We start from the raw sequence: 19,372 nt of genomic DNA, 5'->3' as shown, positions 1-19,372 counted from the left end.
AGAAGGGGAGAGGGAGCATGAAACAATTGTACGGAGTAATCGGAAATCCGATCGGGCATTCAATGTCACCCGATATTCATAATGCGGCTTTAAAAGATAAGAACATCAACGGGCAGTATTTTGCGTTTCAGGTGGAACCTCACAATCTCAAGGACGCCGTTAACGGAATCAAGGCGCTTGGCATCTGCGGAATTAACGTCACAGTCCCGCATAAAGTCGCTATCATGGAGCATTTGGATGAAATAGATGAAAGCGCGAAAGTACTCGGGGCCGTAAATACCGTCAAAAGAGAGGGAGACAGGCTCATCGGTTATAATACTGACGGAGATGGATTTTATAAATCCTTAGTCAAAGTATTGGACAAACCCATATCAGAGCTCTCCATCTTAATGATAGGAGCGGGAGGGGCGGCAAGAGCGATTTTTACCACGATCGTCCGCAAAGAGCCGAAACAATTTGACGTTTGCAACCGCACGCCGGAAAAAGCAGAAAGCCTGATTGCGGCCGCTCCCTCTTTTCAGCAGAAACGCGCCCTCACATTAGAAGAAGCTGAAAATCAGCTTGAGCAATATGACGTCATTATTCATACAACATCTGTCGGCATGTATCCGAACACGGATGCCGTGCCGCTCTCATTGGAACGGGCCAAAACGAGCGCCATCGTTTGTGATATCGTATACAACCCGATTCAAACGGCGTTTTTAAAAGAAGCTGAAAAAAGAGGTTTAACAACCCTTGACGGCATCGGCATGTTTGTAGAACAGGCCGCTTTGGCTTTCAAGCTGTGGACGGAACAAGAGCCTGACAGCGGCTTGATGAGAACAATTGTTGAAGGAAAACTAGGAGGAACACAATGTTAACAGGAAAACAAAAACGGTTTTTGCGTTCAAAAGCGCATCATTTAACGCCTATTTTTCAAGTAGGAAAAGGCGGAGTCAACGAAAATATGGTGAAACAGATTGCAGAGGCATTGGAAGCAAGAGAGCTGATTAAAGTCAGTGTGCTTCAAAACTGCGAAGACGATAAAAATGATGTCGCGGCAGCCCTTGTGAAAGGCAGCCGCGCACATTTGGTGCAGACAATCGGAAATACGATCGTATTGTATAAGGAATCAAAGGAAAATAAACAAATCGAACTTCCGTAAGGTGGTTGACATGAGGAAAATCGGAATATTCGGGGGCACATTTGACCCTCCGCACAACGGTCATCTTCTGATGGCTAATGAAGTCCTTCATCAGGCGGAGCTCGATGAGATTTGGTTTATGCCGAATCAAATCCCCCCGCATAAGCAGAATGAAGACTTTACCGACAGCCGGCGCCGGGTGGAGATGCTGAGGCTTGCCATCAGCTCTAATCCCGGCTTTAAGCTTGAGCTGGCGGAAATGGAGCGGAAAGGTCCTTCTTATACCTATGATACCGTCCGTTTACTGAAGGAGCGGCACCCGAACGACAAGCTTTTCTTTATTATCGGGGCGGATATGATTGAATATCTGCCGAAATGGTACAAACTGGACGAACTGCTCACGCTCATTCAATTTATCGGAGTGCGGCGCCCGGGGTATCATATTGAGACCCCGTACCCGCTGCTTTTTGCAGACGTTCCGGAGTTTGGCGTTTCGTCAACGATGCTGAGAGAACGTCTAAAAGCAAAAAAACCGACGCAATACTTAATGCCGGATGAAGTGAGGCAGTATATAGAGGAGAATGATTTATATGAATCGTGAGGAAGCACTTGCCTGCGTCAAAGAACAGCTGACCGAGCATCGCTATATCCACACAATCGGCGTGACAGATACGGCGGTTATTCTCGCGGGCCGGTTCGGGGCAGATCCGAAAAAAGCGGAAATGGCTGCTATTTTTCATGATTATGCGAAATTTCGGCCGAAAGAAGAAATGAAGCAGATCATCGTGCGGGAAAAAATGCCGGCTGAGCTCTTGGATTACAATGCCGAGCTGTGGCATGCTCCTGTGGGGGCGTATTTGGCTGAGAAAGAAGCGGGGATCACTGACCCCGAGATCTTAGATGCGATCCGTTATCACACGTCAGGGCGTCCCGGAATGACCCTTTTAGACAAAGTCATTTACGTGGCGGATTACATTGAACCCGGCCGCCATTTTCCGGGAGTGGAAGAGGTGCGCCGTCTGGCGGAAACGGATCTGAACGAAGCGCTCATACAAGCGATGAAAAATACAATGATATTTCTGATGAAAAAAAACCAGCCGGTCTTCCCGGAGACGTTTGCAACTTATAACTGGCTGGTGTCTCAAAAATGACAGGAGGAACATGGAAATGAATCAAGCTTCCGTATTAAAAACCGCGGCAAAAGCATGCGATGATAAACGTGCAGAGGATATTTTAGCGCTGGACATGGAAGGAATCTCTCTTGTAGCGGATTACTTTTTAATCTGCCACGGGAATTCTGATAAACAGGTTCAGGCAATTGCGCGTGAAATTAAAGATCAGGCAGAAGAAAACGGCATTGATGTCAAAAAGATGGAAGGGTTTGATGAAGCCCGCTGGATTTTAGTTGATCTCGGCGACGTCATTGTTCACGTTTTCCATAAAGATGAAAGAGGCTATTACAATCTTGAAAAGCTATGGGGCGACGCGCCGCTCGCAGAGCTTGAACTCGGCTTGAACTCATGATTTACCAAGGCTTCGCCGGCGTATATGACGAGTTAATGTCCCATGCGCCGTATGATGAATGGGCAGACTGGATCGAAGCGGCTCTTCCGGAAAAGGGACGGGTGCTTGATCTTGCCTGCGGAACCGGAGAAATTTCCGTCAGGCTTGCCGAAAAGGGCTGCGAAGTCACGGGAATCGATTTAAGTGAAGACATGCTGAGCTGTGCCCAGCAGAAAAAAACGGGAAAGCCGATTCTATTTCTCCAGCAGGATATGAGAGAGCTTTCCGGTTTTGAAGAACAGTTTGATGCCGTTGTCATCTGCTGTGATTCCTTAAATTACTTAAAAACAAAAAATGATGTCTTCAGCACCTTCAAAAGTGTTTTTCGTGTTTTGAAAGAGGGCGGCTTGCTGCTGTTTGACGTCCATTCCCCATATAAAATGACGGAGCTTTTTCCGGACAGCACCCATGCGGATCAAGATGAACAGATCAGCTATATCTGGCAAAGCTTTGCCGGTGATGAAGAGCTTTCTGTCATCCATGATATGTCCTTTTTCGTATGGAACGGACAGTCATATGACCGTTATGACGAGACGCATGAGCAAAAAACATTTTACATTGAAGAATATGAACAAATGCTTGCAGAGAGCGGATTTGAACTGAAGAAAGTGACGGCTGATTTTACAGACCGGCCTCCTTCAAGAGAGTCTGAACGTCTTTTCTTTACGGCAGGCAAACCAAAAACCATCGTTTAAACGGAACGATGGTTTTTAAAATGCATTTTTTGCGATTGGCACGATAAAGCCCTTTATGGCATACTCATTTACACGTGAAATTGCTTCTGCACTAAAGATATATCTTCATCGTATTTGTCATGTGTACGCTGAAAGACACGGTTGAACATATCCTGCACACCGTTTTCGAGAGCCTTCAGTCCTTCTCCGGTAACGCCGCCTTTTACGCATACTTTTTCCTGCAAGGCGGGAAGGGTGTAATGCCCTGTTTCCAAAAGCTTTCCGAGACCGACAAGCATTTCCGTCGACATAATCACGGCTTCTTCTTTTGTAATGTCCGTTTCTTCCACCGCCGCGTCAATAAAGCGCTGAACGAGATAACTCATAAAAGCGGGTCCGCAGCTGACAATGTCTGATGCCGCCCTCGTAATGCCGCTGCTGATTTCTACAGGTTTTGAAATATGAGTGATCAGTGTTTGAATATCCGCTTTTGCGGACTCGCTGCAGCTTTTGCCGAATGTAACAAGCGAGACACCGGCAAAGGCGCGGTTCGTAATGCTCGGAATGACGCGGGCCGTCTGACACGGAACCGCATGTTCAATCTGCTCCGTTTGAACGGGACTGGTAATGGAGATTAAAATGTGATCTTTTCGTAAATGCGGTGTGAGTTTCTTCAGCAAAGGATATATATCCAGCGGTTTTACACAAATGAATATCATGTCATTTTCCTGAACGAGCTTTTCCTGATCCTCGGTGACTTGGATGCCGCTGAAACGTTCTTTTAGTTTCAATGCTTTTTCGATTGTTCTGTTTGTGATGGTGATATGTGAGGGATCGGCAGCGTTTGATTCAATAAGCGATTCAATCAGGATCGTTCCCATGTTTCCGGTGCCGATAAAGCCTATTTTCAATGAAATTCCCCTCCTTTTTCCCTTAATCCTCTAAACCTTATGCGGGGAGGCAATGCAATATGACGAAAGTGATGATGACGGAGCGGCAGAGGCAGTACCTGAAAATTCTTGGCGTTTGTCTTGCGGCAGGGGCGGTTTTGATCTGCATTTTGCTGTTTCGTCCCGAAAAAGAAGAGCCTGTCAAACAGACGTCCGTTCTCGGCCAAACAGCCTCAGCACCCGTAACGGACAAAAAAGACACCGCAGACGATAAAATTATGATTGATATTAAAGGAGCGGTCCGACATCCCGGCGTGTATGAAATGAAGGCGGGAGACAGAGTGACGCAAGCCATTAAGAAAGCCGGCGGCCTGAAGGAAAAGGCGGATGAACTGAATGTTAATTTAGCAGAGCAGCTGCAGGACGGAACGGTCGTTTATATCCCGAGTGAAGGCGAAAAGGAGAATCCCCCGAAAACCGCGGCAGGTGGAAAGGAGAATGCTTCTATCAATATCAATACGGCATCTCTGGATGAACTTCAGGCGATTTCCGGAGTGGGACAGAAAAAAGCGGAAGCGATTATTGCCTACCGAGAAGAAAACGGACGGTTTCAGACTGCTGAAGATTTGATGAATGTATCAGGTTTTGGAGAAAAGTCATTTGAGCGGATAAAAACTTCCATTACGGTAAAGTGAATTGACGGTTTCGCTCAAAACTATGTAAACTTAGAAAAGCAACAAGACTTTTGGAGGGAACACTTGTGGAACGAATCTCATGGAATCAATATTTTATGGCGCAAAGCCATTTGCTGGCGCTGAGAAGCACATGCCCGAGACTGTCAGTCGGGGCAACCGTTGTCAGAGACAAGCGGATGATTGCCGGCGGGTACAACGGTTCAATTGCCGGCGGCGTCCACTGCGCTGATGAAGGATGCCTTTTAATAGATAATCACTGCCAGCGGACCATACATGCAGAGATGAATGCGATTTTGCAATGCTCTAAGTTCGGTGTGCCGACGGAGGGCGCCGAGATTTATGTGACGCATTATCCTTGTATTCAATGCTGTAAATCGATTATCCAGGCGGGCATCAAAACGGTCTATTATGCCGAAGATTACAAAACACAGCCTTACGCAAATGAGCTGTTCACCCAAGCCGGAGTCAAGGTGGAGCAGGTTGAACTTGATGAAATGATCATCGATTTGAAAAACCGCGAAAAATTGTCTTTTGTAGCCGGGCTGATTCAGCAATTATCTGATGCGGGGGTTAAGGAAGACGAACTGAAAAAAATTCATGAACAGGCCAATGAGCTGTTTACCAGTTACGTATAAATGAAATATAAATACCTTCTTCTCCCTCTGGCGGCGGTTTCTGCAACCGCGGGAATTGCCGCCGCTAATTCCTTCTGGATCCTATTCTTTTTCCTTCTGTATCTTCTCTTTATTATCGTAAAAATAAAGCAGCACACACCGGTTATCGTCTGCCTCGTTTCTTTTTGTCTTTATTTCTTTATTTATACGGCTTGTGACGCTGCGAATGTATCCCGGTATCAGGCCGGCAGCTATACTGAACAGGCTCTCATAATAAACATTCCGAAGGTTGACGGAGCGAAAATGTCAGCCGTTATCCGTACCCATGACAAAGAAAAATGGGCTGCTTCGTACAAAATCCGGTCCCTTGAAGAAAAAAAACTCATTGAACAGCTGGAACCGGGGATGCGCTGTACGTTTACAGGCTCACTGGAACAGCCCGGACATGCGACGATTCCCGGGGGTTTTGATTATAAGGAATATCTTTACTCCCAGCATATTCACTGGATATTTTCCGTTACTTCCATTAAGCAGTGCGAAAAATCCGAACAGCCGCTGTTTAAGCTTCTGAACATCAGAAAGAATTTGATTTCGATCATTCGGAATCATGTACCTGAATCTTCCGCGGGAATTGTTGAAGCGCTGACCTTAGGTGAAAGATTTTCTATAGAGGACGACATACTGAGCGCTTATCAAAATTTGGGAGTCGTTCATTTAATGGCGATTTCCGGAATGCATGTCGGTCTTATTACGGCGGGATTATTTTATGCCCTTATCAGAATTGGACTGACAAGAGAAAAGGCGGGGATGTTGCTGCTGCTTTTTTTGCCGGTGTATACGTTGTTAAGCGGTGCCGCCCCTTCTGTACTGCGCGCATCCCTCATGCTGGGATTTTATATCGCCGGAACTCTTTTGAAACGCAGCATTCATTCCTCGGCTGCATTGTCCATGTCTTATCTGCTGCTTCTGCTGTTTGATCCTTACCTCCTTTGGCAGGCGGGCTTCCAGCTTTCCTTTGCGGTAAGCGCCGCTTTAATTCTGTCATCCTCCATTTTAAAGAAAGCAGGGAAAAACAGACTCGCAGGGCTTGCGATGGCTTCATTCATTGCGGAGCTCAGTTCGCTTCCGTTTCTTCTCTATCATTTTCAGCAGATTTCGCTCGTCAGTTTTCCGATGAATATGGTGATGGTGCCTTTTTATACGTTATTTGTCATTCCGTTTTCTGTCATCGGTTTCCTTCTTCTCTTATTTTCCAGGCAGGCGGGGGAATTTTTGTTTTACCTGTTTGACCTTGTGATGAAGCCTGTGCATGATTTCATTACATATGCGGCATCCGTTGATTTATTTGCAATGATTGCGTCAAAGCCTGACTTTCTGTCGCTTCTTATGCTTGCGGTTTCCGTTTTTACGCTTTTTGCAGCTTTGGAAAAGAGAGGTTTTTTAAAGCTCAGGAAATCGGCTCTTTTTTTCTTTGCGGTTTTGGCTTATATAATGTTCCGTCCTTATTTCAGTCCTTGGGGAGAAGCGGATATGCTTGATATCGGGCAGGGAGATTCACTGTTTATAAGTGCCCCGCACCGTAAAGGTACCGTAATGGTTGATACAGGAGGAGTGATTGCTTATTCCGAAGAATCGTGGAAAGAAAAACACCACCCGTATTCTATCGGCGAGAAGGCTTTAATTCCGTTTTTGAACGGAAAGGGAGTGAAAAAGCTGGATGCACTGATTTTAACCCATGCGGATCAGGATCATATCGGGGAAGCCGGAGTATTAATCAAAAAACATAAAGTGAAACGGTTAATTGTCCCCGTGGGGTTCGTGAAGGAACAGAAGGATCGGGAAATATTGAATATGGCGAAAGAAAATAACATTCCCGTTGCAGAAGCAAAACGGGGCGATACCATAACAGCCGGTGATCTTCAGTTTCAGGTGCTGTCTCCGGAGTCGCCTGACGGAAGGAGTAAAAATGATTCGTCACTGGTGCTTTGGACGGTTTTAGGCGGAGTGAGCTGGCTTTTGACGGGAGATTTAGAATCGGACGGCGAAACAGAGGTGCTGAAAACGTATCCGAATCTGAAGGCCGATATATTGAAGGCCGGTCATCACGGCAGCAAAAGCTCTACGAGTGAAGCCTTTTTGAAACAGCTTCAGCCGGAGACAGCGCTGATTTCAGCAGGAAAAGATAATCGCTATCATCATCCGCATGAAGAAGTGCTGGAGCGTCTGAAAGCTTACTCTGTCAATGTGCTTCGCACTGATGTTAGCGGAACGATTCAATACAGATTTAAAAAAGGCGCCGGAACGTTTTCTGTCTTCCCTCCATATGATATAGAAGAAACCAGGGCGCAGGAAGTAAAAAAGACTGCCGATTGACAGCAGCCCGGAATGCGGCTAAGAGCCGATAAGATGGATGGCTGTTGCCATCACGAACAAAAAGGCGAAAAATCCGAAGGACACGACAAAACCGACAGCTGAGTCAACAGCATCATTTCGTTTGCTTTGAACGTTTTTTTCAAAATCATTCAATTTCATCCCTCCTGACTTCCTTAAGTATACTGGAATTGTTTTGAAAAATCTAGAAGTGATGGTAACGTTTTCTGTTCTTGTGATTATCGCCTTTTTACAAGCAGCCCCGGGAGCTTGTGAATCAGGCGTTTATTATAAATGAGGAAGCTGCCCTTTTTAAAGCTTCCTCTTTACTATTTGCCGAACTCAATTTAGGATAGAAGGGGATCAAGAAAGAGAGGAAGTCATACGATCATGGTATTTGATGTTTGGAAAGCCCTGAAAAAAGGGGATGTCCGCTCCGTTTATTGTTTATACGGAAAAGAAACTTATCTGCTCCAAGAGACTGTCAGCCGGATCAGACAAGCAGTCGTTGATGAGGGGACGAAAGATTTTAACCTGTCTGTTTTTGATCTTGAAGAGGATCCGCTTGACCAGGCCATAACCGATGCGGAAACGTTTCCGTTTATGGGGGAGAAGCGGCTGGTCATCGTAAAAAATCCTTCTTTTTTAACAGGGGAAAAAAAGAAAGAAAAAATAGAGCACAATACAGGCGCTCTGGAGACTTATCTGAAGGAGCCTGCGCCTTATACGGTCTTTGTGATTGTGGCTCCGTATGAGAAGCTGGACGAGCGGAAAAAGCTGACGAAGACGCTGAAGCAAAAAGCACTTATGATTGAAGCAAAGGAGTTGAATGCAAAGGAGACGACTGATTTTACGATTAATCTGGCGAAATCCGAAAATAAAACGATCGATACAGAGGCTGCCGAGCATTTGGTTCTGCTCGTAAACGGCCACCTGTCTTCCATATATCAGGAAATACAAAAACTCACCGCCTATACCGGTGACAGACAAGAAATCACGCTTGAAGATGTCCGGGAGCTTGTCGCAAGAAGTTTGGAACAGAATATTTTTGAGCTGATCAACAAAATTGTGAACCGAAAACGGACGGAAAGCCTTCAAATATTTTATGATCTTTTAAAACAAAACGAAGAACCGATCAAAATTATGGCGCTGATCGCCAATCAATTCCGTCTGATTATGCAGACAAAGTATTTTGCCGGACAAGGATACGGCCAAAAGCAAATCGCATCCAACTTAAAGGTTCACCCCTTCCGGGTAAAGCTGGCGATGGATCAGGCGAGGCTTTTTTCTGAAGAAGAGCTTCGGCGTATTATAGAGAAACTCGCAGTGATGGATTATGAAATGAAAACGGGGAAAAAGGACAAGCAGCTCCTGCTTGAGCTCTTTCTCCTTGAACTTCTCCGGACTGAATGAAAAAAACGATCCCCGTTAAAAGGGATCGTTTTTGTATTATGCAGAAAGTCCGTTCACTTGTTTCGCAAGTCTTGATTTGTATCGAGCTGCGGCATTTTTGTGTACAAGACCTGTTTTCACTGCTTTATCAATACGTTTCGCTGCTTCAGAAAGAGCAGTTTTCGCTTTATCGGCTTCGTTGTTAGCAACAGAAGCTTCTACTTGTTTGATTGCAGTACGCATAGCAGATTTGATTGTCGCGTTATGAGCGCGGCGTTCGTTGTTTGTTTTTGTACGTTTAATCGCTGATTTAATGTTTGGCATGTGTTTCACCTCCTAAGATACAACCTGTAGCACAGTGTCTTAAGGTTAAATCTTCTTCACAATAGAACAAATTGTATTCTATCAAACAGAACTTTAGATTGCAATATAAATGTAAAGTATTTTTCGTTGATGGGTAAATTCGCATGATTCGTTTTGCAAATGGCAACACTATGTACCACGATGATTGAAGGAGGTCTACCCTGTGAAAAACAACGAACTGGATGTCAATCAATTTCTGATACGGACGGATTTAGCGGTAGAAACGAAACAGGCGGTAAAAGACGGACAAACCGATCAGAAAAAAGAAATAAACGGGTTTATTGAAAAAGAACGCGACAAAGGCGGCATTAAAGTCAGAACCGTAGATATTACAAAAGAAGGCGCAGAGCTATCGGGCAAAAAGCAGGGGCGCTATGTCACGATCGAAGCACAGGGGGTCCGGGAGCACGACTCTGAAATGCAGGAAAAAGTAACGGAAGTGTTTGCCGAGGAATTTTCCGCCTATCTGTCGGCTTTAAAGATTCCAAAGGATGCAAGCTGTTTGATCGTCGGTCTCGGAAACTGGAATGTGACGCCGGATGCGCTCGGCCCTCTCGTAACCGAAAACCTTCTTGTGACGAGGCATTTGTTCAGGCTTCAGCCGGAAAATGTGCAGGAAGGGTACAGGCCGGTCAGCGCGCTTGCCCCCGGTGTGATGGGCCTAACGGGAATTGAAACGAGCGATATTATTCAAGGTGTGATCAAAGAATCAAAGCCGGATTTCGTGATTGCTGTAGACGCTCTTGCGGCAAGAGCCGTTGAAAGAGTGAACACGACCATTCAATTTTCTGATACGGGCATTCATCCGGGATCAGGTGTCGGCAATAAGAGAAAAGAATTAAGCAAGGAAACGCTCGGCATCCCCGTCATCGCAATCGGTGTACCGACTGTCGTTGATGCGGTAACGATCGCAAGCGATACAGTGGATTACATATTAAAGCATTTCGGCAGAGAGATGAAAGATGACAGCCCGTCAAGGTCTCTGGTGCCCGCCGGAATGAATTTCGGCAAAAAGAAGGTGCTTACAGATGAGGATCTTCCTGGGGAAAAGGAACGCCAATCCTTTCTCGGCATTGTCGGCACGCTTGACGAAAATGAAAAACGCCAGCTGATTCATGAAGTGCTTTCCCCGCTCGGCCATAATCTGATGGTTACGCCGAAGGAGATTGACACCTTTATTGATGATATGGCGAACGTGCTTGCAAACGGGTTAAACACCGCCCTTCATGAAAAGGTCTCACAAGATAATAAAGGTTCTTATAATCACTAAATTGGTTCTACCTCCTCTAGCTTGTTCATAGAGTAATTACTAGACAAGCGCTGGAGGGATTCAAATCATGAGAAAAAAACGCAGAAACCGTCAAATTGTCGTTGCAGTAAACGGTGGAAATGCGCTCAAGGGCATGTTTTTGTTTATGACAAGCCTTATCGTTATTTTCGTATTATCCGGTGTGCTTACATCGCTTCGTCCTGAACTGAGGCTTTCTTCCGATTCTCTTCACGGAATTGCCGGAGAACTCCCGGGTGACGCGTTTGCACACCTCCTTGGCATGGAAAATCATTATTTCGCGTCAGAACTTCCCGAAAAAGACTCATTTCAGCTGTCCCGGCTTTCCTTAAAACTGGCGACAAGCATTAATCTGGAAGACCCGCGGAGCTTCTTGGGACGTGAGCTTCCGGGATTTGCCCAATACGATACGGAAATCCTTTTGGCGGGGCAGGGGACGGATTATACGAATATGCCGGCTGAATCTCCGCCGCCGTCAAAGGTGATGGAAAAAGAAAAAGAAGTGAACCTGGCAGAAATCGAAAACAAAACGAAAAAAGAAGAAACGGCGCCGCCCGAACATTCGACCGGCAGCAAGAAGGTCGTCTTTATTTATCACACTCACAATACCGAATCCTTTCTCCCTCTGTTAAAAGGGGAAACAAATCCTGATAATGCCCGCCATTCAAAGGCCAATGTCACGCTTGTCGGAGATATGTTCGGAAAAGCGCTTGAAGCCCAAGGTGTAGGAGCGACCGTAGATAAAACCGACATACAGGCCCGCCTGAACAAAGACGGTTTAAATTATGCGCGAAGCTATGACGAATCAAGACCGGTCGTAAAAAGCGCGCTCGCCAAAAATAAAAACCTGCAATATACCATAGATATTCACCGGGATTCCCGCCGCAAGAAAAATACGACAGCCGATATCAAAGGAAAAAGCTATGCCAGAGTCGCCATCGTCGTCGGCAAAAAAAGCGCCAATTTTGAAGAAAACTATAAACTCGCAAGTGAACTTCATAAGCTGATGGAGAAAAAATACCCTGGCTTAAGCGTCGGTGTTTTATCAAAAGGCTCTCCGGGAGATAATGGAGTATACAACCAGGATTTAAACGACAGATCGCTTCTGCTGGAATTCGGGGGCGTGGATAACAACCTTGAAGAACTGAGACGCGCATCAGACGCTATGGCTGATGTATTCAGCGAACTGTACTGGGACGCCGAAAAAGTCAGCTCGCAATCAGGAGAGAAGAAAAAACAATAGAAATCAGGTGATTCGAATGATCCGTTTTACCGGCAAATGCCTGCTGATCGCCATTGTCATGTTTGTCGGCGTTTTGTTCGGCATGCAGCAGGCAAACAGCGGAATGCTTGATATGAAAGGATACAAAGACCCCTCATTAAAAGGAGCGTTCACGCTTGGCGGCGGGGAGGGGCAGGAGAAAGAAGCTTCCATTTTGGGCCAAACCGTTACGGCGAAAGATTTGGAAGAAAAACAAAAACAGCTGGAACAGGCGGAAACCTTCAACCTGTTTTCAAAAGCAGGAGAAACCCTTTCAAATACCGTGACGGACTCGGCGCAGGCGATGTATGAGTGGGTTTTGAAACTGAACCGATAGCATTGATGAAGAGAAAAGCGGATGATTCCTTAAAGGAAGCTTTTCTCTTTCTTGTTTTAATTGAATGTTTACAATCCTATTGATATAATCTAAGCTAGTGTATTTTGCGTTTAATAGTAGGAGTGATAGATTGTGACAGATAAAGAAAAGCGTTTAGAGAGGCAGTCAAGAATCCGGAATTTCTCCATCATCGCCCATATAGACCACGGCAAATCGACCTTGGCGGATCGGATTTTAGAAAAAACATCGGCGATCACCCAGCGGGAAATGAAAGAACAATTGCTTGATTCAATGGACCTTGAACGCGAACGGGGAATTACCATCAAATTAAATTCCGTTCAGCTGAAATACAAAGCAAAAGACGGAGAAGAATATATATTCCATCTCATCGACACGCCCGGACACGTCGACTTTACATATGAAGTATCGCGAAGCCTGGCTGCCTGTGAAGGCGCGATTCTCGTTGTTGATGCGGCTCAGGGAATTGAAGCGCAGACATTGGCGAACGTCTATCTGGCGCTTGATAATGACCTTGAGATTCTTCCTGTCATTAATAAAATCGATCTTCCGAGCGCAGAGCCAGAACGTGTGCGTCAAGAGGTTGAGGACGTTATCGGCCTTGACGCTTCAGAGGCCGTCCTCGCTTCAGCGAAAGCGGGCATCGGCATCGAAGACATTTTAGAGCAGATAGTAGAAAAAGTGCCGGCTCCCGCGGGAGATCCGGAAGCTCCGCTGAAAGCGCTCATCTTTGACTCGCTTTATGACGCGTACCGCGGAGTCGTCGCGTATATCAGAGTCGTGGAAGGAACGGTAAAACCGGGCCAGAAAATTAAAATGATGGCGACCGGAAAAGAGTTTGAAGTCATCGAAGTAGGCGTCTTCACGCCGAAAGCGCAGCCGGCTGACGAATTGACAGTCGGTGATGTAGGCTATTTGACAGCCGCCATTAAAAACGTCGGCGACACCCGTGTCGGTGATACGATCACAAGCGCGGTTAAGCCTGCGGCTGAAGCGCTTCCGGGCTATCGCAAACTCAATCCGATGGTGTACTGCGGACTTTATCCGATTGACACAGCCAAATATAATGATTTGCGCGAAGCTCTGGAAAAACTCGAATTGAACGACTCATCCCTTCAATACGAGGCGGAGACGTCCCAAGCACTCGGCTTCGGCTTCCGCTGCGGCTTTTTAGGAATGCTTCACATGGAAATCATTCAAGAGCGGATTGAACGGGAATTTAAAATTGATCTTATCACGACCGCGCCGAGCGTTATTTATGATGTTTATATGACGGACGGCGAAAAGATCATCGTCGATAACCCGTCAAACATGCCTGACCCGCAAAAAATAGAGCGGGTGGAAGAACCTTATGTCAAAGCGACTATGATGGTGCCGAACGATTATGTCGGAGCTGTTATGGAGCTTTGTCAGGGAAAACGGGGCAACTTTATCGACATGCAGTACTTAGACGCCAACCGGGTCAGCATTGTATATGAGATGCCTCTTGCGGAAATTGTTTATGAATTCTTTGATCAGCTGAAATCCAGCACGAAAGGGTACGCTTCTTTCGATTACGAGCTGATCGGCTACAAGCCGTCCAAACTTGTCAAGATGGACATTATGCTGAATGCAGAAAAAATAGATGCGCTGTCATTTATCGTGCACCGTGATTACGCATACGAGCGCGGGAAAGTCATCGTCGAAAAATTAAAAGAACTGATCCCACGCCAGCAATTCGAAGTGCCGGTGCAGGCAGCGATCGGACAGAAAATCGTGGCGCGTTCAACCATTAAGGCCATGCGGAAAAACGTTCTTGCAAAATGTTACGGAGGAGACATCTCGCGGAAACGGAAGCTTCTTGAAAAACAAAAAGAAGGAAAACGCCGGATGAAGCAGGTCGGCTCAGTCGAAGTGCCGCAGGAAGCGTTTATGGCCGTCCTTAAAATGGATGACAGCCCAAAAAAATAACGGAAGCCGCCGCAGTCCCGCACTGCGGCTTCTTTCTGTAAAGAAGAAGGTGTTTCAAATGAAATCAGCTTATATTCATATTCCGTTTTGTGAGCACATCTGCCACTATTGCGATTTCAATAAATATTTTATTCAGAGCCAGCCTGTCGACGAGTACTTAAACTCACTCGAAAAGGAAATGATAAATACTATAGAACGGACGGGACGACCTGATCTCCGTACGATTTTTATCGGGGGAGGCACGCCGACATCGCTCTCACCCGTCCAGCTGGATCAACTTATGGATTCCATTCACCGCGTGCTGAAGCCCTCAGACGGACTCATAGAATTTGCTGTGGAAGCAAATCCGGATGATTTATCCTCGGAAAAATTAAGAATCTTGAAAAATGCCGGTGTCAATCGGCTGAGCTTCGGTGTTCAAACCTTTGAAGATGCGCTTTTGCAAAAAATCGGCAGGGTGCATAAACAAAAGGACGTCTTTACTTCCTTTGAACGGGCGAGGGCCCTCGGCTTCGACAACATCAGTCTCGATTTAATGTTCGGCCTGCCGAATCAGACGCTTGATGACCTTGACAATTCCGTCAAAACGGCTTTGTCGCTTGATGCGGAGCACTATTCTGTTTACTCGCTGATCGTAGAGCCGAAAACGGTATTTTATAATTTAATGCAAAAAGGCCGACTGCATCTTCCGGCGCAAGAAAAAGAAGCTGAGATGTATGAAACGGTCATGGGACAGATGAGTGAAGCAGGCATCTGCCAATATGAAATCAGCAACTTTGCAAAGCCCGGATACGAGTCGCAGCATAATCTGACGTATTGGAGCAATGAAGAGTATTTCGGTTTCGGCGCAGGGGCTCACGGATATATCAGCGGCACCCGCACCGTCAACGCCGGTCCTGTGAAACATTACATTCAGCTCATCGAAGAAAAAGGGCTGCCTTACCGGGACACGCACGAGGTGACACGGGAGGAACAGATTGAGGAAGAAATGTTCCTCGGCCTCAGAAAAATGTCAGGCGTGCAAAAGAAAGCTTTTCTCGAAAAATTCGGACGCTCAGTCGATGAACTGTTTCCGGATGTTCTTAAAAATTTAGCTGAAAAAGGCTTGATTTGTGACACGGAAAAATCGGTTGCGCTGACGCATGAGGGCAAATTATTAGGAAATGAAGTTTTTGGCGCTTTTTTGGGTGAGTTATAATTGACATTTTTCTTTTGGTTTGTTACTTTTGATATAGAATTAGCACTCGCTGACCTAGAGTGCTAACAGGGGTGATGATGATGTTAACAAATCGTCAGCTGCTGATCCTGCAAGTGATTATTAATGATTTTATACAATCAGCGCAGCCTGTAGGATCAAGAACTCTTTCAAAAAAAGACGAGATTACATTCAGCTCTGCAACGATCAGAAACGAGATGGCTGACTTGGAGGATTTGGGCTTTATTGAAAAAACCCATTCATCCTCAGGACGGATTCCGTCGGAAAAAGGGTACAGGTATTATGTCGACCATTTGCTGTCACCCGTCAAGCTGACAAAAACCGATCTGGATTTAATTCACTCGATATTTAAAGAAAAAATCTTCGAGCTTGAAAAAACAGTCCAAAAATCAGCGCAGATACTGTCTGAGCTGACAAACTACACATCGATTGTCCTCGGGCCGACGCTGAGCGAGAATTATCTTAAACAGATTCAAATCGTTCCGATCCAGCCGGATAAGGCGGTCGCCATCCTCGTCACGAATACGGGGCATGTCGAGAACCGCACCATCAGTTTCCCGGCTAAAGTGGATTTGTCCGATATTGAAAAACTGGTCAATATATTGAACGATCGATTAGCGGGCGTGCCGATGGACGAACTGAATGAGCGTATTTTTAAAGAGGTTGTCACATATTTAAGGCAGCATATTGCCAACTATGACAGCATTCTCGAATCGCTTCGATCCACATTCCATCCGGCGACCCATGTTGAGAAATTGTTTTTCGGCGGAAAAATCAATATGCTGAATCAGCCGGAGTTCCACGATATTGAACGGGTCCGCTCGCTCTTATCCTTAATTGAAAAAGAGCAGGATGTTCTGAAGCTGTTTCAGTCATCAAAAGCCGGAATTTCAATCAAAATCGGGAAAGAAAATGACTACGAAGAAATGGAAAACTGCAGCTTAATCACGGCCACCTATACTGTTGATAAGAAGCAGATCGGATCAATCGCCATCATCGGGCCGACGCGCATGAATTATTCAAGAGTCGTCAGCCTGCTGCAGCACGTGACTTCGGACTTGTCAAAAGCATTCACAAGTTTGTATGATGAATAAGGGAATTTTGGCAATCATTTTCAGTCATCTTTTTACAGCATTTGAGGGAGGTGAACACAATGTCAGAAGAAAAACAAACCGCAGAACAGGTTGAAGCAGCAGAACAAGAAGAAATGACAGAACAAGCCGCTTCAGAAGAACAGCATGAAGAAACCGCTGGTCAGGAAGAAGACCTTCAGCACCAAATTGATGAATTGCAGGGTTTGCTTGATGAAAAAGAAAACAAGCTTTTGCGTGTTCAAGCAGACTTTGAAAACTATAAACGACGCAGCCGTCTTGAAATGGAAGCTGCTCAGAAATACCGTTCTCAAAACGTCGTAACGGAAATCCTTCCGGCTCTCGACAACTTTGAACGGGCTTTACAGGTAGAAGCTGAAAGCGAGCAGACAAAAAGCTTGCTGCAAGGTATGGAAATGGTCCGCCGCCAGCTGATGGACGCTCTTGAAAAAGAAGGCGTTGAAGCCATCGAAGCTGTCGGTCAGGAATTCGATCCGAACCTTCACCAAGCCGTAATGCAGGTCGAAGATGAAAACTTCGGCAGCAATATTGTTATCGAAGAACTGCAAAAAGGCTACAAACTGAAGGATCGCGTTATCCGTCCTTCAATGGTAAAAGTGAATCAATAACTACATAGCAGGAGGTAATTCAAAGTGAGTAAAGTAATCGGAATTGACTTGGGTACGACAAACTCATGTGTGGCAGTGCTTGAAGGCGGCGAGCCTACAGTTATCGCCAACGCTGAAGGAAACCGTACTACTCCGTCAGTCGTTGCATTTAAAAACGGCGAGCGCCAAGTAGGGGAAGTGGCAAAACGCCAATCCATCACAAACCCTAACACAATTATGTCTGTCAAACGCCATATGGGTACTGACTATAAAGTAGAAATCGAAGGAAAAGACTACACGCCTCAAGAAGTGTCAGCTATTATCCTTCAGCATCTGAAAGCATACGCTGAAAGCTACCTGGGCGAAACAGTTTCAAAAGCCGTTATCACGGTTCCGGCATACTTCAACGATGCAGAGCGCCAAGCGACAAAAGATGCCGGTAAAATTGCCGGTCTTGAAGTAGAGCGTATTATCAACGAGCCGACTGCAGCAGCGCTTGCATACGGACTTGATAAAACGGACGAAGACCAAACCATTCTTGTATACGACCTTGGCGGCGGTACGTTTGACGTATCTGTTCTTGAACTTGGCGACGGCGTGTTTGAAGTCCGTTCAACTGCCGGTGACAACCGTCTTGGCGGGGACGACTTTGACCAAGTCATCATCGATCATCTCGTAGCAGAATTCAAAAAAGAAAACGGCATTGATCTTTCAAAAGACAAAATGGCGCTTCAGCGTTTGAAAGATGCAGCTGAGAAAGCGAAAAAAGACCTTTCCGGCGTATCATCTACGCAAATTTCTTTACCATTTATCACAGCGGGAGAAGCAGGTCCCCTACACCTTGAGCTGACATTGACCCGCGCTAAATTTGAAGAGCTTTCCGCTCATCTTGTTGAACGCACAATGGCTCCTGTCCGTCAGGCTCTTCAAGATGCGGATCTTTCTGCAAGCGAAATCGACAAAGTTATCCTTGTCGGCGGATCTACACGTATTCCTGCTGTACAGGAAGCAATCAAAAAAGAAACAGGTAAAGAAGCGCATAAAGGCGTAAACCCTGATGAAGTTGTAGCGCTTGGTGCTGCGATCCAAGGCGGCGTCATCACCGGAGACGTAAAAGACGTTGTACTTCTTGACGTTACACCGCTTTCTCTCGGTATTGAAACAATGGGCGGCGTGTTCACGAAACTGATCGACCGCAATACGACAATTCCGACGAGCAAGTCTCAAGTATTCTCAACTGCAGCTGACAATCAAACGGCTGTTGACATTCACGTGCTTCAAGGTGAGCGCCCGATGTCTGCCGACAACAAAACGCTCGGCCGCTTCCAGCTTACTGATATCCCGCCTGCACCGCGCGGCGTACCGCAAATCGAAGTTTCTTTCGATATTGACAAAAACGGTATCGTAAACGTAAGAGCGAAAGACTTAGGCACAGGAAAAGAACAAAACATTACAATCAAATCTTCTTCAGGTCTTTCAGATGACGAGATCGAACGCATGGTAAAAGAAGCGGAAGAAAACGCTGACGCTGATGCGAAGAGAAAAGAAGAAATCGAAGTCCGCAACGAAGCTGACCAGCTTGTGTTCCAAACGGAAAAAACACTAAAAGACCTGGAAGGCAAAGTGGACGAAGAGCAAGTGAAAAAAGCAAACGACGCGAAAGACGCGCTGAAAGCAGCTATCGAGAAAAACGAAATTGAGGACATCAAAGCGAAAAAAGATGAGCTTCAAACAATCGTTCAAGAGCTTTCCATGAAGCTTTATGAAGAAGCAGCAAAAGCGCAGCAGGCTGAAGGCGGCGCAAACGCTGAAGGCAAAAAAGCGGACGATAACGTTGTCGATGCGGAATACGAAGAAGTAAAAGACGACGAAGCGAAAAAATAAGTTCTTTCCGCAGAAAGCGGAAGAACACACAGCAT

General features: G+C 45.9%; 20 protein-coding genes and 2 pseudogenes. 19 read left to right on the top strand and 3 right to left on the bottom strand.

Annotation, left to right across the window (positions count from 1 at the left end):
* Nucleotides 1-17 precede the first annotated feature (17 nt).
* Genes aroE through QRX25_RS12425 form a run of 6 tightly spaced genes read left to right on the top strand, consistent with a single transcriptional unit; the run spans nucleotide 18 to nucleotide 3,381 of the window.
* The gene (aroE, locus tag QRX25_RS12450; RefSeq protein WP_115997665.1) at nucleotides 18-860 is read left to right on the top strand and encodes a shikimate dehydrogenase; all 843 of its coding nucleotides are present in this window, start codon (nucleotides 18-20) and stop codon (nucleotides 858-860) included.
* Entirely contained in the window at nucleotides 854-1,144 is a 291-nt protein-coding gene (gene yhbY, locus QRX25_RS12445) for a ribosome assembly RNA-binding protein YhbY (RefSeq protein WP_014470707.1), read from the top strand. The genes aroE and yhbY overlap by 7 nt, the downstream gene beginning before the upstream one ends.
* Nucleotides 1,145-1,154: 10 nt before the next feature.
* On the top strand, nucleotides 1,155-1,724 hold the full coding sequence (locus QRX25_RS12440) for a nicotinate-nucleotide adenylyltransferase (protein ID WP_065981920.1): 570 nt from the start codon (nucleotides 1,155-1,157) through the stop codon (nucleotides 1,722-1,724).
* Nucleotides 1,714-2,274 carry a bis(5'-nucleosyl)-tetraphosphatase (symmetrical) YqeK gene (gene yqeK, locus QRX25_RS12435; RefSeq protein WP_032856887.1) on the top strand — a complete coding sequence of 187 codons (561 nt, stop codon included), beginning with the start codon at nucleotides 1,714-1,716 and terminating at the stop codon, nucleotides 2,272-2,274. The genes QRX25_RS12440 and yqeK overlap by 11 nt, the downstream gene beginning before the upstream one ends.
* Nucleotides 2,275-2,290: 16 nt before the next feature.
* Complete coding sequence (rsfS, locus tag QRX25_RS12430) at nucleotides 2,291-2,647, top strand: ribosome silencing factor (protein WP_115997664.1); 357 nt, start codon at nucleotides 2,291-2,293, stop codon at nucleotides 2,645-2,647.
* Nucleotides 2,644-3,381, top strand: coding sequence for a class I SAM-dependent DNA methyltransferase (locus tag QRX25_RS12425; RefSeq protein ID WP_014470703.1), 738 nt, complete (start codon nucleotides 2,644-2,646; stop codon nucleotides 3,379-3,381). The genes rsfS and QRX25_RS12425 overlap by 4 nt, the downstream gene beginning before the upstream one ends.
* 68 nt (nucleotides 3,382-3,449) lie before the next feature.
* Here the strand turns inward: QRX25_RS12425 and comER are convergent, their stop codons facing one another.
* Entirely contained in the window at nucleotides 3,450-4,271 is an 822-nt protein-coding gene (gene comER, locus QRX25_RS12420; protein WP_065981918.1) for a late competence protein ComER, read from the bottom strand.
* 59 nt (nucleotides 4,272-4,330) lie between these two features.
* Between comER and QRX25_RS12415 the strand changes: the two genes are divergently transcribed.
* The 3 genes from QRX25_RS12415 (at nucleotide 4,331) to QRX25_RS12405 (ending at nucleotide 7,932) form a co-directional block, all read left to right on the top strand.
* A complete protein-coding gene (locus tag QRX25_RS12415; RefSeq protein ID WP_212098514.1) occupies nucleotides 4,331-4,945 on the top strand; it encodes a helix-hairpin-helix domain-containing protein in 615 nt (204 codons plus the stop codon).
* Between the two features lie 65 nt (nucleotides 4,946-5,010).
* On the top strand, nucleotides 5,011-5,580 hold the full coding sequence (locus QRX25_RS12410; RefSeq protein WP_065981916.1) for a ComE operon protein 2: 570 nt from the start codon (nucleotides 5,011-5,013) through the stop codon (nucleotides 5,578-5,580).
* Nucleotides 5,581-7,932: a DNA internalization-related competence protein ComEC/Rec2 gene (locus tag QRX25_RS12405; RefSeq protein WP_212098512.1), complete on the top strand. Its 2,352-nt coding sequence runs from the start codon at nucleotides 5,581-5,583 to the stop codon at nucleotides 7,930-7,932. It abuts the gene before it with no gap.
* An 18-nt stretch (nucleotides 7,933-7,950) separates the two neighbouring features.
* Here the strand turns inward: QRX25_RS12405 and QRX25_RS12400 are convergent, their stop codons facing one another.
* Nucleotides 7,951-8,085, bottom strand: a complete 135-nt coding sequence (locus tag QRX25_RS12400; RefSeq protein WP_003152870.1) for a YqzM family protein — start codon at nucleotides 8,083-8,085, stop codon at nucleotides 7,951-7,953.
* 40 nt (nucleotides 8,086-8,125) lie between these two features.
* Here QRX25_RS12400 and QRX25_RS12395 point away from each other — a divergent pair.
* Together QRX25_RS12395 and holA are read left to right on the top strand one after the other, a co-directional pair.
* Nucleotides 8,126-8,280, top strand: a pseudogene (locus tag QRX25_RS12395) (hypothetical protein).
* Between the two features lie 39 nt (nucleotides 8,281-8,319).
* Nucleotides 8,320-9,361, top strand: a pseudogene (gene holA, locus QRX25_RS12390) (DNA polymerase III subunit delta).
* 17 nt (nucleotides 9,362-9,378) lie between these two features.
* Here holA and rpsT read toward each other — a convergent pair.
* Nucleotides 9,379-9,645 carry a 30S ribosomal protein S20 gene (rpsT, locus tag QRX25_RS12385; protein WP_003152876.1) on the bottom strand — a complete coding sequence of 89 codons (267 nt, stop codon included), beginning with the start codon at nucleotides 9,643-9,645 and terminating at the stop codon, nucleotides 9,379-9,381.
* Between the two features lie 202 nt (nucleotides 9,646-9,847).
* Here rpsT and gpr point away from each other — a divergent pair, with 202 nt between their 5' ends.
* From gpr to dnaK, 8 genes are all read left to right on the top strand, one after another.
* On the top strand, nucleotides 9,848-10,954 hold the full coding sequence (gene gpr / locus QRX25_RS12380) for a GPR endopeptidase (protein WP_014470697.1): 1,107 nt from the start codon (nucleotides 9,848-9,850) through the stop codon (nucleotides 10,952-10,954).
* A gap of 67 nt (nucleotides 10,955-11,021) precedes the next feature.
* Complete coding sequence (gene spoIIP / locus QRX25_RS12375) at nucleotides 11,022-12,215, top strand: stage II sporulation protein P (protein WP_212098511.1); 1,194 nt, start codon at nucleotides 11,022-11,024, stop codon at nucleotides 12,213-12,215.
* 16 nt (nucleotides 12,216-12,231) lie between these two features.
* The gene (locus QRX25_RS12370) at nucleotides 12,232-12,570 is read left to right on the top strand and encodes a YqxA family protein (protein ID WP_045510470.1); all 339 of its coding nucleotides are present in this window, start codon (nucleotides 12,232-12,234) and stop codon (nucleotides 12,568-12,570) included.
* Between the two features lie 132 nt (nucleotides 12,571-12,702).
* Nucleotides 12,703-14,538 carry a translation elongation factor 4 gene (gene lepA / locus QRX25_RS12365; RefSeq protein ID WP_014470694.1) on the top strand — a complete coding sequence of 612 codons (1,836 nt, stop codon included), beginning with the start codon at nucleotides 12,703-12,705 and terminating at the stop codon, nucleotides 14,536-14,538.
* 58 nt (nucleotides 14,539-14,596) lie between these two features.
* Nucleotides 14,597-15,736, top strand: coding sequence for a radical SAM family heme chaperone HemW (gene hemW / locus QRX25_RS12360; protein WP_065982897.1), 1,140 nt, complete (start codon nucleotides 14,597-14,599; stop codon nucleotides 15,734-15,736).
* 80 nt (nucleotides 15,737-15,816) lie between these two features.
* Nucleotides 15,817-16,848: a heat-inducible transcriptional repressor HrcA gene (gene hrcA / locus QRX25_RS12355; protein ID WP_212098509.1), complete on the top strand. Its 1,032-nt coding sequence runs from the start codon at nucleotides 15,817-15,819 to the stop codon at nucleotides 16,846-16,848.
* A 59-nt stretch (nucleotides 16,849-16,907) separates the two neighbouring features.
* Complete coding sequence (gene grpE / locus QRX25_RS12350; RefSeq protein ID WP_065522737.1) at nucleotides 16,908-17,474, top strand: nucleotide exchange factor GrpE; 567 nt, start codon at nucleotides 16,908-16,910, stop codon at nucleotides 17,472-17,474.
* 24 nt (nucleotides 17,475-17,498) lie between these two features.
* Nucleotides 17,499-19,337: a molecular chaperone DnaK gene (gene dnaK / locus QRX25_RS12345; protein WP_065522738.1), complete on the top strand. Its 1,839-nt coding sequence runs from the start codon at nucleotides 17,499-17,501 to the stop codon at nucleotides 19,335-19,337.
* The last annotated feature ends 35 nt before the right edge of the window (nucleotides 19,338-19,372 follow it).

This window comes from Bacillus sp. L381, assembly GCF_030284525.1.
GTDB classification, from domain to species: domain Bacteria; phylum Bacillota; class Bacilli; order Bacillales; family Bacillaceae; genus Bacillus; species Bacillus amyloliquefaciens.
The sequence above is the reverse complement of the archived record's forward strand: the minus strand, read 5'-3'. Positions and strand labels throughout refer to the sequence as shown.